General features: G+C 64.5%; 14 protein-coding genes and 1 riboswitch. Of the genes, 5 read left to right on the top strand and 9 right to left on the bottom strand.

Features of this window, described 5'->3' with window-relative positions; all coding sequences use genetic code 11:
• Positions 1 to 111 precede the first annotated feature (111 nt).
• Positions 112 to 885: a cobalt-precorrin-6A reductase gene (locus tag NKJ80_RS28255; RefSeq protein WP_033001520.1), complete on the top strand. Its 774-nt coding sequence runs from the start codon at positions 112 to 114 to the stop codon at positions 883 to 885.
• Here NKJ80_RS28255 and NKJ80_RS28250 read toward each other — a convergent pair.
• The 9 genes from NKJ80_RS28250 to NKJ80_RS28210 all read right to left on the bottom strand — a co-directional run bounded on the left by NKJ80_RS28250 (position 849) and on the right by NKJ80_RS28210 (position 11,903).
• Positions 849 to 1,613 carry a precorrin-3B C(17)-methyltransferase gene (locus NKJ80_RS28250; protein WP_023670833.1) on the bottom strand — a complete coding sequence of 255 codons (765 nt, stop codon included), beginning with the start codon at positions 1,611 to 1,613 and terminating at the stop codon, positions 849 to 851. The two genes, NKJ80_RS28255 and NKJ80_RS28250, sit on opposite strands and share 37 nt — an antisense overlap.
• Entirely contained in the window at positions 1,610 to 2,383 is a 774-nt protein-coding gene (locus NKJ80_RS28245) for a precorrin-2 C(20)-methyltransferase (RefSeq protein ID WP_031197672.1), read from the bottom strand. Before NKJ80_RS28245 ends, NKJ80_RS28250 begins: the two co-directional genes overlap by 4 nt.
• Positions 2,380 to 3,012 carry a precorrin-8X methylmutase gene (locus NKJ80_RS28240; protein ID WP_352498758.1) on the bottom strand — a complete coding sequence of 211 codons (633 nt, stop codon included), beginning with the start codon at positions 3,010 to 3,012 and terminating at the stop codon, positions 2,380 to 2,382. Before NKJ80_RS28240 ends, NKJ80_RS28245 begins: the two co-directional genes overlap by 4 nt.
• A gap of 2 nt (positions 3,013 to 3,014) precedes the next feature.
• Complete coding sequence (gene cobG, locus NKJ80_RS28235; protein ID WP_023733812.1) at positions 3,015 to 4,478, bottom strand: precorrin-3B synthase; 1,464 nt, start codon at positions 4,476 to 4,478, stop codon at positions 3,015 to 3,017.
• Complete coding sequence (gene cobN, locus NKJ80_RS28230) at positions 4,475 to 8,155, bottom strand: cobaltochelatase subunit CobN (RefSeq protein WP_352498757.1); 3,681 nt, start codon at positions 8,153 to 8,155, stop codon at positions 4,475 to 4,477. Before cobN ends, cobG begins: the two co-directional genes overlap by 4 nt.
• Positions 8,156 to 8,173: 18 nt before the next feature.
• Positions 8,174 to 9,226, bottom strand: a complete 1,053-nt coding sequence (cobW, locus tag NKJ80_RS28225) for a cobalamin biosynthesis protein CobW (RefSeq protein ID WP_023829424.1) — start codon at positions 9,224 to 9,226, stop codon at positions 8,174 to 8,176.
• Between the two features lie 2 nt (positions 9,227 to 9,228).
• Positions 9,229 to 9,654, bottom strand: a complete 426-nt coding sequence (locus tag NKJ80_RS28220) for a DUF1636 family protein (protein WP_023685191.1) — start codon at positions 9,652 to 9,654, stop codon at positions 9,229 to 9,231.
• A gap of 38 nt (positions 9,655 to 9,692) precedes the next feature.
• A riboswitch (cobalamin riboswitch) is annotated at positions 9,693 to 9,899 on the bottom strand.
• 58 nt (positions 9,900 to 9,957) lie between these two features.
• On the bottom strand, positions 9,958 to 10,650 hold the full coding sequence (locus NKJ80_RS28215) for a DUF6348 family protein (protein WP_023690307.1): 693 nt from the start codon (positions 10,648 to 10,650) through the stop codon (positions 9,958 to 9,960).
• A 29-nt stretch (positions 10,651 to 10,679) separates the two neighbouring features.
• Positions 10,680 to 11,903, bottom strand: coding sequence for a winged helix-turn-helix domain-containing protein (locus NKJ80_RS28210; protein WP_286438805.1), 1,224 nt, complete (start codon positions 11,901 to 11,903; stop codon positions 10,680 to 10,682).
• Between the two features lie 327 nt (positions 11,904 to 12,230).
• Between NKJ80_RS28210 and NKJ80_RS28205 the strand changes: the two genes are divergently transcribed.
• From NKJ80_RS28205 to NKJ80_RS28190, 4 genes are read left to right on the top strand one after another with little or no spacing between them, the layout of a single operon-like run.
• Entirely contained in the window at positions 12,231 to 12,596 is a 366-nt protein-coding gene (locus NKJ80_RS28205; protein WP_023670825.1) for an NADH-quinone oxidoreductase subunit A, read from the top strand.
• A complete protein-coding gene (locus tag NKJ80_RS28200; protein ID WP_023670824.1) occupies positions 12,587 to 13,168 on the top strand; it encodes a NuoB/complex I 20 kDa subunit family protein in 582 nt (193 codons plus the stop codon). Before NKJ80_RS28205 ends, NKJ80_RS28200 begins: the two co-directional genes overlap by 10 nt.
• 4 nt (positions 13,169 to 13,172) lie before the next feature.
• Entirely contained in the window at positions 13,173 to 13,775 is a 603-nt protein-coding gene (locus NKJ80_RS28195) for an NADH-quinone oxidoreductase subunit C (protein ID WP_023685194.1), read from the top strand.
• A gap of 33 nt (positions 13,776 to 13,808) precedes the next feature.
• Positions 13,809 to 14,186 (top strand): four helix bundle protein, encoded by a 378-nt coding sequence (locus tag NKJ80_RS28190; RefSeq protein WP_031193090.1) that lies wholly within the window; start codon positions 13,809 to 13,811, stop codon positions 14,184 to 14,186.
• Positions 14,187 to 14,203: the final 17 nt, after the last annotated feature.

Genomic DNA, 14,203 nt, shown 5'->3' with positions numbered 1-14,203 from the left:
TGGTGACGGGGAGAAGGGAGACGCTCCGGCGCTGACGCCTCCCTCTCCCCGTTCTTCACGGGGAGAGGGTAGGGGTGAGGGGCAGCGCCGACGCTGTTCAACATGGTGCTCATGAAGAAGATTCTGATCCTTGGCGGCACGACAGAAGCGCGCCAATTGGCCGAAAAACTGGTGGAAGATTTCCGTGTCACCCTGTCGCTGGCCGGCCGCACCGAAAGCCCGGTCGCGCAAGGCGTGCCGGTGCGCAGCGGCGGATTTGGCGGCGCCGACGGGCTGGCCGCCTATCTCAGGGAGGCGGGCATCGACCTGCTGATCGACGCCACACATCCCTATGCGGCGCAGATATCCGCCAATGCGGCGCAAGCCTCGCGCCTGACCGGTGTGCCGATCCTGGCGCTGCGCCGTCCCGGCTGGAAGCCTGTCGACGGCGACCGCTGGACGCAGGTCGATAGGACAGGCGATGCGGTGCACGCGCTTGGATCGACGCCGCGCCGCGCCTTCCTGTCGCTCGGCCGGCAAGAGGTCGCGGCTTTCGAGGCGGCGCCGCAGCATCACTACCTCATCCGCAGCGTCGATCCGGTCGAGCCGAAACTGGCGGTGCCGGATGCGGCCTACCTGCTGGCGCGTGGGCCGTTTCGCGAGGCGGATGAACGCGCTCTGCTCGAGGAGCACCGCATCGATGTCGTCGTATCCAAGAACAGCGGCGGCGAGGCCACCTACGGCAAGATCGCCGCGGCGCGGGCGCTCGGTATCGAGGTGGTGATGGTGCGCAGGCCCTTCCTGCCGGAGGTGCCTTCGACCGAGACCGTCGATGAACTCGCCGCTCTTGTTGATAAATTTTGGGTCGATCATTTGCTCGACCCCGTCGCGGAGCGCGGCGTGTAGACCAGCGCCGGTTTGTCGCCGCGCTTGATGATCCGTGTTTCCGGCGAACCGATGATGATGCAGGTCGCCATGTCAGCTTTTTGCGCGTCGACATCGGCCAGCAAAAAGACCTCGATGCGCTCGTCCGGGCGGCCGGCGGCGCGGCCGAAGATGACCGGCGTGGTGCCGGGCAGGATGGCGGCCAGGCATTCGAAGGCACGGCCGAGCTGCCAAGGGCGCGCCTTGCTGATCGGGTTATAGAGCGCGATGACAAAGCCGGCGCCGGCCGCCGCCAGCAGGCGCAGTTCGATCAAGTCCCACGGCTTCAGATTGTCGGACAGCGAGATGGCGCAGAAATCATGGCCGAGCGGCGCGCCGATGCGGGCGGCAACCGCCAGCATGGCGGTGACGCCCGGCACGACAGTGACATCGACGGTGCGCCATTCGGCCGGACCGGCCTCGATCGCCTCGCAGACGGCGGCCGCCATGGCGAACACGCCGGGATCGCCGCCGGAGACGACGGCGACGTCATGGCCGTCCGCCGCCTTTACCAGCGCGTCCTTGGAGCGGGCGAGTTCCTCGCGATTGTCCGAGGCGACGCGGGTCTGGTCCGGGCGCAGCTCCAGCCGGTCGAGATAAGGCTTGTAGCCATAGAAGAACTTTGCCTCGGCGACGGCGCGGCTGGCTTGCGGCGTCACCTGATCGGCATTGCCGGGCCCAAGGCCGATGACGGTGAGGCGGCCGCTCATGGCTTGGCTCCCATAACGCCAGGCCGGCCGGACCAGCCGGCGACCAGCACGATGGCGAAATAGGGGGCCTTGTCGTCCGGCTTGTCGGCAAGCTTCATCGAGATGCTGCCGGCCATGGTGCCGCGCTCGACATAAACGGCGCGGGCGAGCTTGCCGGTGGCGTCCAGTGCCCGCCTGATCTTGGACAGATTGCGGCCGACCTTCATGATGACGGCGGCATCCGTGTCGGCGAGACGGCGTGTCAGCTCGAACTCGCTCATCGTGCCGGGCAAAACCGTCAGCACATCGTCGCCCTGGACGATAGGCACGCCGGTCTGCGACCAGCAGCCGGACATGGCGGTGACGCCGGGGATGACCTCGGTTGGGAAGCGATGGGCGAGGCGGACATGCAGGTGCATGTAGGAGCCGTAGAACAGCGGGTCGCCTTCGGAGAGCACGGCGACCATGCGGCCGGCTTCGAGGTGTTCGGCGACCTTCTCGGCCGACTCCTCGTAGAAATCGGTGATCTGCGAACGGTAGTCGTCGTGATCCTTGTCGATCTCGGTGGTGACGGGGTAGAGCAGCGGCAGTTCCAGCATATCCGGCCGGAAGCGCGCCTCGACGATGGCGCGCGCATTGCTGTTGTTGCCGCGCTTGGCGAAGTAGGCGACGACATCGGCCTCGGCCAGAACGCGCGCGGCCTTCAGCGTCAGCAGCTCGGGGTCGCCAGGCCCCGTGCCGACGCCGACAAGACGGCCTTTTGCCAGATCTTCTTTGACGGCTGCGTTCACAGGCCGGGCCTCGCCAGCGAATTGAGCGCGGCTGCGGTCATGGCGCTGCCGCCAAGCCTGCCGCGCACGATGGCGTAGGGTACGCCATAGGAATTCTCGGCCAGCGCATCCTTGGATTCGGCGGCACCGACGAAGCCGACCGGCATGCCGATGATGGCTGCCGGCTTCGGCGCGCCGTCGCGCAACTTTTCCAGGAGATAGAACAGTGCCGTCGGCGCATTGCCTATGGCGACCACCGAACCGGCCATACGCTCGCCCCACAGATCGATTGCCGCCGCCGAGCGGGTGTTGCCGATCTCCTTGGCGATGTCGTGCGTGCGCGGGTCGCGCAAGGTGCAGATCACCTCGTTGCCGGCCGGCAGCCTGGCGCGGGTGACGCCATGCGAGACCATTTCGGCATCGCAGAAGATCGGCGCGCCGGCCGCCAAGGCGCTGCGGGCGGCGGCGACGAAATCGCTGGAGAAGACAAAATGACTTGATGCTTCGACCTGGCCGCAGGCATGGATCATGCGGATGGCGACGTCGGCCTCGGCCTCGGAAAAGAGGGACAAATCGGCCTCGGCGCGGATGATGGCAAAAGAGCGCTCATAGATGGCGTTGCCGTCATGGATGTAATCGTAGGCGGCCATGCTTATTCCTGTCGGTAGCTTTCGGCGATTGCCGCCGGCCCGAGCCTTGTCAGGCAAGCGGCGGCGGTTTCGCCCTGAAATCGTGCGCTGCGGACCATCGCCGCGACGCGACTGACGCCGCGTGCGGCGTCATAGCCCGGCCTGTAGCCCGCAGGAAGGGCCTTTGCCGTCGCGTTCACGACAAGTCCGGCTCCGTTTTCGCCGCCGACGATTGTTAGCGCGGCAGAGCCGGGGTGAGCGCAGCCCTTGGCGCAGCCGGAAATGTGCAGTGTGAAGTCGAGGATATCAGCGTTTTCGGCGGCGATTGTCTCGGCGATGTCGCGCGTGGCGATGCGGCCGGAGGCACACGCAGGGGTGCCGGGGCAGGCGGCGATGCGGGTGCGCGGGTCGGCGGCGGTGGTGACGAAGCCGAGCGCGGTGGCGGTGGCTTGCAGGAGGTGGTTTGCGGACGATGGTTGGCCGAGGAAAAGCAAGGCGCGGCCGGGGGCGAGGCGGATTTCGGCGACGCCGAGGGACAGGGCGCTTTGGGCGAGGGCGATGAGTTTTTCGGCCGGCATGCTGCCATAGGGGAGGGCTATGCCGAGAGCGGTGGTGTCGTTGGATAAGGGGAAAAGACCGATAGGCCGGCGATCCTGCACACCCCCCTCTGTCCTGCCGGACATCTCCCCCGCTTGGGGGGAGATTGCGTCTTCGTGGGCGATTTCGCCAATTTTCAGCGTCGAAAGTGGAGAGCCGCCGGCGACCCTGCTGATCTCCCCCCTTGAGGGGGAGATGTCCGGCAGGACAGAGGGGGGTGCGAAGGAATGCCAGCTTGCGAGAGAGGCCAATTGCCTCTCCGACAAATCCCGAGAATGTGCGTCACGCCCCTTCTCGGCAACCATCCTCAGCACAGCAACCGCAATATCGCGCGCTGCATCCTCATCGGCCGTCGCAAGCGGCCTCGCGCTTTGGCCATCGCCGGCAACAGACAAAGCCCACAGAACGCTAGCGCTGAATCGCACCGCCTTCAGCCTGACATCGGCCGTCACCCCATCCATCGTCAACTGCCCGCCGCCATCGACAACCACCGAAACCTTCGGCCCGAGCCTTGGCGTCAGCCCAGCTTCCTCGACCGCAGCCCTGACCCGCTCAGCCAAAGATCGCGGATCGGCAATCTCCCGCGGATCGATGCCAGCCAGCGGCCCGGTCTCGACCGGCACGCCGGTACGCACTGCAATCCCCAGTGCATCGACCTCCGCCGCCAACAGCACCGCACTTTCCGCCGTCAGGCCGCGTATCTGCAGGCTGCCTCGTGCGGTCACTTCCATGATGCCGTTGCCGCGCTTCAAGGCGGATTCGCAGAGTCCGATCAGCGACTTGGGGGAAAGCCCTCCAGCAACCGGGTTGAGCCGCACCAGCAGGCCATCGCCGGTCTGCATCGGCGCCGAGAGAGCCGGACAGGCGCCGCGGCGCGAGAAGGCGTTCATGCCGCGACCCCGAGCGCCTCGGCCTCGGCGATCAACGCCGCGAGATCGTCGTCGATCGCGTTGCGCAAGGGATGCCAGAGACCACGCCGGCGCGCCGACAGGAAGCGTTCGGCGATGACTTTGGCTGCGGCCGGGTTTTCGCGCAGGATGAAGGCGCGGACATCGGGATCACCGACATAGGCATCATGCACGGCCTCGATCAGCGCGCCTGAAATGGCGTGCGTGGTTTCAGCGAAGCCGATGAGGCGGTCGACCGTTTCGGCGAATTCGGAGGCGCCGCGCGGGCCGTGCCGCATCTGGCCGGCGATGAAACGCGCATTGACGGCTCGCGCCCGCACAACCCGCGACACAGCCTCGCCGACCGAGCGCGGCTTCGGCTTGTGCGGGTCGGTGGTGTCGAGCACGATGACGTCGGCATTTCGGCCGAGCGTCGCAAGTGCAGCCGAAAAGCCGCCGATGAAGGCGACGTCGGCGGAGCCCTCGAGAATGTCGCGGCCGGGATCGTCGCCGGTGTGGACGAGCAGATCGGCCTCGGCGATGCGGGTCTCGAAAGCGCCGGGGGAGGCAATGCCTTCGCCCTCGGCGCCGCCATAGGCATGCGATGTCGCATCGAGATAGGCGCGGCCGATTTCTTCGCGCCCGACCCAGTCGCCGCTGGACAGCAGGTCCTCGACGCCGGCGCCGTAGGTGCCGGGCGAGGTGCCGAAGATGCGCGGGCCGATCTTGCCATCGGCGCGGGTTCTGGCGGCGAGCGGGTTTTCCGAATCGTCCTCGTCGCGCGCGGCTACGGCGTTGGCGGCGGCGTCGATCAGCGCGATCTGGGTCGGGAACATGTCGCGGAACAGACCCGAAATCCGCCAGGTGACATCGACGCGCGGGCGACCGAGCGTGGCCGGCGGCAGCACTTCGATGCCGGTGATGCGGCCGGTGGCACTGTCCCATTGCGGCCGGCAGCCCATCAGCGCCAGGCCTTGCGCGATCTCCTCGCCGCCGGTGCGCAGCGAGGCCGAGCCCCAGAGGTCGATGACCAGCGAGCGCGGCCAGTCGCCATGCGACTGCATATAGCCGCGCACGACTTCTTCTGCCGCCGCCTTTCCCAGATCGTAGGCGGTCGGCGTCGGCATGGTGCGCGGGTCGGAGGTGAACAGGTTGCGGCCGGTGGGCAGCACGTCGGAGCGGCCACGCGCCGGTGCGCCCGCCGGACCCGCCTTGATGTGACGGCCGTCGAGCGCGGCAAGAAGTGCTGCTTTCTCGGCCTCCGCGCTTTGCACGCGCATGGCGTCGGGCTCGTCGTCGGGAGCGCGGCCATAGATGTGCAGGCCGTCCTTGATGGCGAAATCCTTGAGGTCGCAGAGCCAGGCGTCGATGCGGCGCAGCGCCTCGTCGGGCGCATCGGTTCCGGCGACGCCGGCTTCGGAGGCGAAGCCGGTCTTTTGCGCCGTGTCGACGATCAGCTTGGCCAGACGATCGCGGCGGCGGCGGTCGAGGCCGTCGGCCTGGGCGTATTCGTCGACGAGGCGTTCGAGCTTGTGCTGCCCTTCGTCGAGGCCGGCACCGGTCAACGGCGGCGGCAGATGGCCAAGCGTGACGGCGGCGATACGCCGCTTCGCCTGCGCCGCTTCGCCGGGATTGGAGACGATGAAGGGGTAAATGACGGGCAACGAGCCGGTGACGATCTCGGGGAAGCAGTTTTGTGAGAGCGCTACCGTCTTGCCGGGCAGCCATTCCAGCGTGCCATGAGCGCCGACATGGATGAGAGCATGGATGCGGAGCGATTTGCGCAGCCACAGGCCGAAGGCGATGAGGTTGTGGCGGGGAGGGAGCGTCGGGTCGTGGTAATCGGCGCGGCGGTCGGCCGAGCGGCCACGGTCGGGGGCGAGAGCGACAGTGATGTTGCCGAAGGTGGCGGCGCGGAAGGGGAAGCCGCTCTTGCCCTCCCCCTTGTGGGGAGGGTGGCCCGCAGCGCCGGGTGGGGGTGGTGCACCGCTACCCCCACCCCGTTTCGCGCTATCCGCTTCGCGAATGTCGCGAACCGACCCTCCCCACAAGGGGGAGCGTGAAGGAGCGCCCCATGCCGCCTCGACTGCAGCCAGTGCCTGAGCCGGCAAATCCTTTGAGAAGTCCAGATACTCATCCAGCCCCAGCCCACCATCGCTCCGCCCCAACGCGTCCAGCAGCGCACGCGGCGTTTCTGGAATCCCGTCAACGCGATAGCCCTGCTCCTTCAGGTCATGCAGCATGGCCAGCACGCTGGACGGCACATCCAGGCCCACTGCATAGCCAGTGCGGCCGGGCGCGCTCGGATAGTCCGGAATGAGGATCGCCAACTTACGCGTCGCGCGGGGCGTCTGCTGCAACCGTGTGAACGCCGCTAGCCTGTCCGCCACTTGCGCCACGCGATCCGGTTCCGGGCGGTTGGCGAAAGCGCGGTGGCCGAGCGCCGGGTCGGTCTCGCTCTCGCCCTTGAAGGAAATCGCGCCGGCAAGGATACGGCCGTCGAGTTCGGGCAGCACGACATGCATGGCGAGGTCGGCGGGCGCCAGGCCGCGCTGGTTGTTGTCCCAGACGTCGCGGCGGGTGGTGGCGACGATGACCTGGAAGACCGGCACGCCGGCGCGGTCGAACAGGGTTTGGACGCCGGGTTCGGCGCCGGAGGCGAAGGCGGTTGCGGTGATGATGGCGGCGGGGTTGAGCGAGGCCAGTGCGGTTTCGACGAAGGCCAGGGAGGTCGGGTCTTTGAGGCTGGAGACGAAGATCGGGACCGGTCTCATGCCGCGCTGGCGGAGTGCATCAAAGAGGGCATCGATTGGCGCGACATCGGCGGCCAGCAGCATCGAGCGGTAGAAGAGGATGGGGATGATGGGAGAGTTGATGTTGTCTGCGCCGAGTTCCCGCCCACCCCCCTCTGTCCTGCCGGACATCTCCCCCGCAAGGGGGGAGATTGTGCTCTCATCGACGCTTTCGCCAATCGGGGATGTTGCAGAGGAATCTATTATCGGCTGGGCAGAAAAAGTGCCGAGGTCCGCGCCGGCTGATCTCCCCCCTTGCGGGGGAGATGTCCGGCAGGACAGAGGGGGGTGTGAAGGAACGCCGACATCGGCAAAATCCAACTTGCCTACGACGCCGCGGCCAGGCTCGTAGTAACCAGCTTTCGGCACGCTGACCGGCTCAGCCGCCGCCGCATCCTGCCCAGCCAACCCCGCCAGCCGCTGCATCAGTGCTGCCATATTCTCCGGTCCGCCCTCGCGGAAATAACCAAGCAGGACGTCCAGATCCTCGCGCGGCAGCGTCGAGGCTTCGATCAGCCTGAGATCCTCGTCGTGGCTCTCGCCCGGCAGCAGCGCCAGCTTGATGCCGTTCGCACGGGCAGTCGCGGCAAGCTGGTCGCAGCCATAGCGCCACCAGTCGTAGCCGCCGAGGATGCGCGCCAAAATCACCTTGGCGTGGCGGGCGACGCTGTCGATCCAGAGGTCCACGGACATGGGATGGCGCAGGTCGCGCAGCGCCGCCAGCCGCATCGACGGCAGGCGGGCGGCATCGGCCTTCCACGCCGCCGCGAGGCCGGCGAGGTCGCTGTCGGTGAAGGACAGCGCCACGATATCCGCCGGCGTCTGCCCGAGATCGACGGGCTCGGCGAGATCGTCGAGCGAGGCGGATGTGGTGGTGAGTATATGCATTTCGGCTCGTGGTTTGGATCAGCCGGCGAGTATACGCTCGATCGCCGGGCGGTTCAGTCCTTTCAGGCCAATGACGACAAGACGCGAGCGGCGGTCGTCCTCAGCCGCCCAGGCGCGGTCATAGTAATGATTGACGCGCGGGCCGACGGCCTGCAGCAAAAGCCGCATCGGCTTGCCGCCGACATCGACGAAGCCTTTCACACGCAACACGTTTTCCTGTTCGGCGGCGGTGGCGACGCGCTTGGCCAGGTCGTCGGGATTGGCGATCGAGGGGATGTCGACGATGAAGGTGTCGAAATCGTCATGCTCGTGATCGAAAGCGCCGTCGTGATGCGACTTGCGGTTCTCGATGTCGTCTTCGACGGCGAGACCGAGGCCAAGCAGCACCGACGGGTCGACCTTGCCATGCGCAGTCGGCACGATTTTTACCGCGCGGGCGGAATGTTCATTGATGATGGCGTTGGCGCGGGCCGAACCGGCTGAATCCATCAAATCGCTCTTCGACAGGATGATCAGGTCGGCGCAGGCGATCTGGTCCTCGAAGACTTCTTCGACCGGATCGTCGTGGTCGAGCGTCTCGTCCTGAGCGCGCTGTGCCTGCAAAGCGTCCATGTCGTTGGCGACGCGGCCTTCGGCCAGCGCCGGGCCGTCTACCACGGCGATGACACCGTCGACGGTTACCCGGCTCTTCACGCTCGGCCACTGGAACGCCTGGACCAGCGGCTTGGGCAGAGCCAGGCCCGAGGTCTCGATCAGGATGTGGTCGACCCTCGGTGTCAGCGCGAGGATCTTGTCGAGGGCGGGCACGAAATCGTCGGCGACTGTACAGCAGATGCAGCCATTGGCCAGTTCGACGATGTTTTCCTCGGGGCAGGTGTCGATGCCGCAGCCTTTCAGGATTTCCCCGTCGATGCCGATGTCGCCGAACTCGTTGACGATGATGGCGATGCGCTTGCCGCCGGCATTTTCCAGGAGATGGCGGACCAGCGTCGTCTTGCCGGCGCCGAGGAAGCCTGTAACGACAGTGCAGGGAACACGGGAGAGGTTGGCGGCCGGGTTTGAAGCGTTCATCGTCAGTCCTTCAGCATGTCGAGGGGTGGGATGCGGGCAACGAGGCCGCGCTTGAGGCTATCGGGCCGGCCGCGCCACGGGATGAGGCCGTCGGCCGAAGTCGCGAAGAGCTTTGCGCCGGTAACGAGGTCGGCGCCGCTGGTTGCGGTCAGATCGCCGAAGACATAGCTCCAGCAGCCATCGCGCAGGATCGCGGCGCTGAGGCGGCGCTTGCAATTGCCGAGACATTCGGCGGTGCGGACCCGGATATCGCCGGCAGCGGCGCGGCCTGTGTCCTCAGCCAGCAATTCGCCGGCGCGCGGATGGGCGTCGGAACCGGTCTCATCGCGGCAGGAGGCGCAGACGATGACGGTCACGCCGGTCAGGGCGTCGTTGTCGCCGGACGCAATGTCCGTTGTGCCAGCCGAAAAACTGCTGTTCTGGTCCAAAAACCGTGCTCCTTGCCCGGAAACCCGCCAGGCGATCGGATACTTTGTCTCAGACGGCAGGTCTCCTGGCTCGCGAGTCATTGCCTTGGTTAGCCGCCTTCCCGGTGTTACCCAGTGGCTTTCGGCCTTGGCTCTTCGCTTACAGTTGCGGGGACAGCCGCGGATTTGGGATTTTTTCGTCCCGCACCGCATTCCCTCTTGGCCCTTGCCGTTGCGGGCAGGGGACCGTCTGGAGCGGATTTAGGCTTTTGCAGGCAGCGGTGTCAACGCACGGCTACGACATGGCGATGTCGGCAGGGGCTGTCATGTCCCGGCTTCCGGCAGTGCCAGGATGACCTGTCGGATAGCTTGATAGCCATCGCTATAGTCCCAGTCATGACCGACAGCCAGATTCTGTCCCTCATGCCAAACCGCGTTGTCCAGAAGGACTTCGGCACTAATCAGCGTGCCCTTCAAGCCTGCCAGAAAGGTCCGGACAAAATGGCTTCCGGGGGGTACCGAAGCTGTGAACAGCTTTTCCAGCTTGGCATAGAATGCTGGATAGCCTGGTGTCAGCGAGCATAGCTCGGTTGTGGCCTGGGAAATGACCGGGCCGCTATAGATTTTCCAGCGGGCATCTTTTCGCCAGATCTTCCAACTGGCGCTGCTTCGCTGCCAAAGCTCTATTTCGGCCTGCATGTTCTCGCAGACGTGATCGGCCAGTCCCTCAATGGCCACATGGAAAACACCACGGAGAAACTTTTCAAACGCCTGGTTCAGTTCCTGTTCGCGCGTGTCGCCGAAGCCAGCAAAGGATTCAATGACCGGCTGAACATCAAGCAGCGGAGAAAAAATGTAGATTTCCAGGACCAGCCGGTCAGAACTCGTCTCGAACACCTCAGCCTCAAACCGAAGCTGCTTCGATTGGAGCATGACGTCCCTATCTCTGCGGACTGCATCTATTCCATGCGCAATGAGGGCGCCATGGATCATGTCGAGCACTTTGTCCGATGCCATTGCACAACCTACGAGGCTTATTGAGGCGTCTATGACAGACGCTGCAAGGGTTGGCCATCTCTCTCGCTAGCCAATGCCGGCCCCAGATTGCCGGCCGGCGTCACTTCGATGCGCTCAAGGCCAAGCCAGCCCTGCATCTCCTTTAGTTCCTCGAAAAGCTGTGCGGTGGTCTCAGGCGGTGCGCCTGCTTCGGCATAGGCGGCGTGGACGCGTAAGACACTCGCAGGCCGGTCGGCCTTGAGGTCGACGCGGGCGACGATCTTGTCGCCGAGCAAGAAAGGCAGCACGTAATAGCCATATTGCCGCTTGTCGGCCGGGGTGTAGATCTCGATGCGGTAGCGGAAATCGAAGAGACGCTCGGTGCGCGCGCGCTCGAAGACCACCGGATCGAAGGGGGCCAGCAAGGCGCGGGCCTCGATCTTTCGCGGCAGGCGGGCGTCCCTATAGAGGTAAGCCGGCTTGTCCCAACCTTCGACGTTTACCGGCAGCAACTCGCCCATCTCGACCAGTTCCTCCAACCGGCCCTTCATGTCGGCCGGCGACAAGCGGAAATAATCGCGCAGGTCACCCGACGTCGCGATGCCGTGGGCGCGGGCAGAAATGCGCAGCAATTCGCGGTGCGCGTCCTCGGCGGCCGGCACCGGCAGATCGAGGATCGCCTGCGGCAGCACGCGCTCGGGCAGGTCATAGAAGCGTTCGAAGCCACGGCGGTGCGCCGTGGTGATGCGTCCGGCCCAGAAGAGCCATTCGAAGGCGTGCTTGGCGTGGCTCCAGCCCCACCAGCCGCCCGAACCTTTCTGGCCTTCCAGTGCCGAAGCGGCAATCGGGCCGCGCTCGGCGACCGCGCGGTAGATCTCTTCGATATAGGCGGCGTGCTCGCGGCCCCATTTGGCGAGGCCGAGATACATTTCGTCGCCTTGCTCGGCCCGCTGCATGCGCCAGCGCATCAGCGGGTAGGTCTCGACCGGCAGGAACGAGGCCTCATGCGCCCAGTATTCGAACACCGTGCGTTTGCGGGTGATGGCCGCATTGTCGAGCAAAGCCAGCGGGTAGGGGCCAAGCCGCGAATAGAGCGGCATATAGTGGGCGCGCACCACCGCGCTGACGGAATCGATCTGCAGCAAGCCGGTGCGCGACAGCACGCGGGCGAGGTGGCGGCGATCGGGCGTGCCGACCGGGCGGGGATCGAGAAATCCTTGCGCGGCGAGCGCGATGCGCCTGGCCGCGGGGAGTGAGATTTTGTCCTTCGTCAAAGTGTCTTGCCTCGAACCATTTTCCCGACTTTAGCCGGCGATTCCGGTCATGCTAGCAGGCAAATGGCGGGAGATGTGTCAGGAGACAAAAGTGGAGTGAAAGATGAAGGAAATCAAACAGGAGGAGATCGGACCAGTTTTTCCCGGCCTGCCGTCCAGCACTGTCTTTTGAACAAGGTTTGACTTGCTTCGCTGAAAGCCGTGCGCTAACCCTCGCCGCGTTGCAGCAAAGGCACCTAAAACGGTTCAGCGGTTAAACTGTCGCGCTTCCGCATTAGGGTTGGTTGCTGTAATCAAAGTGGATTGGCCGCCAACGGAAAGCCGAGCATGAACGTACTCCTCAGTTCATACCTGCCCATCGTCCTCTTCATCGCCGTGGCCGCAGTTGTAGGCCTGGCGCTTATCATCGCGCCGTTCCTGGTGGCTTATCGCAATCCCGATCCGGAGAAGCTTTCCGCCTACGAGTGCGGGTTCAACTCGTTCGACGATGCCCGGATGAAATTCGACATCCGCTTCTACCTGGTGTCGATCCTGTTCATCATCTTCGATCTGGAAGTGGCCTTCCTGTTTCCGTGGGCGGTGTCGTTCTCGAAGATCGGCATGCTCGGTTTCTGGTCGATGATGGTGTTTTTGGCGGTGCTGACCATCGGCTTTGCCTATGAGTGGAAAAAAGGAGCGCTGGAATGGGATTGAACGACAGTTCCGGAACGCTCGTCGCGCCGAAGCCCAAAGGCCTGATCGACCCCAATACCGGACGTCCGGTCGGTTCCGACGATCCGTTCTTCCTCGAGATCAACAATGAACTGGCCGACAAGGGTTTTCTGGTCACCTCGACCGAGGCGCTGATCACCTGGGCACGCAGCGGCTCGCTGATGTTCATGACCTTCGGTCTCGCCTGCTGTGCCGTCGAGATGATCCACACCTCGATGCCGCGCTATGATTCGGAGCGGTTTGGCGTGGCTCCTCGCGCGTCGCCGCGCCAGTCGGACATAATGATCGTGGCGGGAACGCTGACCAACAAGATGGCCCCCGCTTTGCGCAAGGTCTACGACCAGATGCCGGAGCCGCGCTACGTCATCTCGATGGGCTCCTGCGCCAATGGCGGCGGCTATTATCACTATTCCTATTCGGTGGTGCGCGGCTGCGACCGCATCGTGCCGGTCGACATCTATGTGCCCGGCTGCCCGCCGAGCGCCGAAGCGCTGCTCTACGGCATTCTTCTCCTGCAGAAGAAGATCCGCCGCACCGGCACGATCGAACGGTAGACCCATGGCCGCATCCCTGAGCGAACTGTCGACCTATCTCGGCGAAAAGCTGCCGGGCCGCGTCACCGATGCGGTGCTTGCCTATGGCGAACTGACGATCTCGGTTGCTACAGACAATCTGATCGAGGTGACAAGCTTCCTGCGTGACAATTCGGGCTGCCAGTTCATTTCGATCATCGATATCTGCGGCGCCGACTACCCGTCGCGCGTCAAGCGTTTCGATGTCGTCTATCATTTGCTTTCGCCGAAGCAGAATTTGCGCATCCGCATCAAGGTGCAGGCCGACGAAGAGACGCTGGTGCCGTCGCTCACCGCTGTCTATCCCGGCGCCGACTGGTATGAGCGCGAGGCCTACGATCTCTATGGCGTGCTGTTCTCCGGCCATCCGGACCTGCGCCGCATCCTCACGGACTACGGTTTCGAGGGCCATCCCCTGCGCAAGGACTTCCCGCTGACCGGTTTCGTCGAGGTGCGCTACGACGACGAAGCCAAGCGCGTGATCTACGAGCCGGTGGAATTGAAGCAGGAATTCAGGAACTTCGATTTTCTCTCGCCATGGGAAGGGACGGACTACGTCCTGCCGGGCGATGAGAAGGCGAAACAGTGAGTAGGAAGTAGTGAGTAGTCAGTAGCAAAAGATTTGGAGCAACGGATCGAATCTTATCGCGACTTGAAGGTGTGGCAATCGGCGATGACGCTTGCTGAGGATTGCTACCGTTTCACCAAAGAGTTTCCGAGGGATGAGATTTACGGCATGACCTCTCAGATGCGCCGATCGGCGGTTTCGGTCGCAGCGAACGTCGCGGAGGGATACGGTCGGGAGAACAGAGGGTCGTTCGTTCAATTTTTGCGCATGGCGCAAGGCTCGTTGAAGGAACTGGAGACACACATACTGCTGGCATGTCGGGTTGGCCTGCTGCGAAAAGACAATGAGATTGAGCTGCTGCTGCGATGCGAAGAGATTGGAAAAATGATGAGATCTCTTATCCGAACGGTGCAGGCCAAGCAGGCGGAATGAAGCAGGCATTGAGATTG

The sequence above is a fragment of the Mesorhizobium sp. M0030 genome (assembly GCF_040323695.1).
Classification (GTDB): domain Bacteria; phylum Pseudomonadota; class Alphaproteobacteria; order Rhizobiales; family Rhizobiaceae; genus Mesorhizobium.
The sequence above is the reverse complement of the archived record's forward strand: the minus strand, read 5'-3'. Positions and strand labels throughout refer to the sequence as shown.

Bases quoted from the DNA above. Each gene is read 5' to 3' on its own strand.
- NKJ80_RS28200 (WP_023670824.1), top strand. From the start codon at position 12,587: ATGGGATTGAACGACAGTTCCGGAACGCTCGTCGCGCCGAAGCCCAAA.
- NKJ80_RS28195 (WP_023685194.1), top strand. From the start codon at position 13,173: ATGGCCGCATCCCTGAGCGAACTGTCGACCTATCTCGGCGAAAAGCTG.
- NKJ80_RS28205 (WP_023670825.1), top strand. From the start codon at position 12,231: ATGAACGTACTCCTCAGTTCATACCTGCCCATCGTCCTCTTCATCGCC.
- NKJ80_RS28255 (WP_033001520.1), top strand. From the start codon at position 112: ATGAAGAAGATTCTGATCCTTGGCGGCACGACAGAAGCGCGCCAATTG.
- cobW (WP_023829424.1), bottom strand. From the start codon at position 9,226: ATGAACGCTTCAAACCCGGCCGCCAACCTCTCCCGTGTTCCCTGCACT.
- cobG (WP_023733812.1), bottom strand. From the start codon at position 4,478: ATGAACGCCTTCTCGCGCCGCGGCGCCTGTCCGGCTCTCTCGGCGCCG.
- NKJ80_RS28250 (WP_023670833.1), bottom strand. From the start codon at position 1,613: ATGAGCGGCCGCCTCACCGTCATCGGCCTTGGGCCCGGCAATGCCGAT.
- cobN (WP_352498757.1), bottom strand. From the start codon at position 8,155: ATGCATATACTCACCACCACATCCGCCTCGCTCGACGATCTCGCCGAG.
- NKJ80_RS28240 (WP_352498758.1), bottom strand. From the start codon at position 3,012: ATGGCCGCCTACGATTACATCCATGACGGCAACGCCATCTATGAGCGC.
- NKJ80_RS28215 (WP_023690307.1), bottom strand. From the start codon at position 10,650: ATGGCATCGGACAAAGTGCTCGACATGATCCATGGCGCCCTCATTGCG.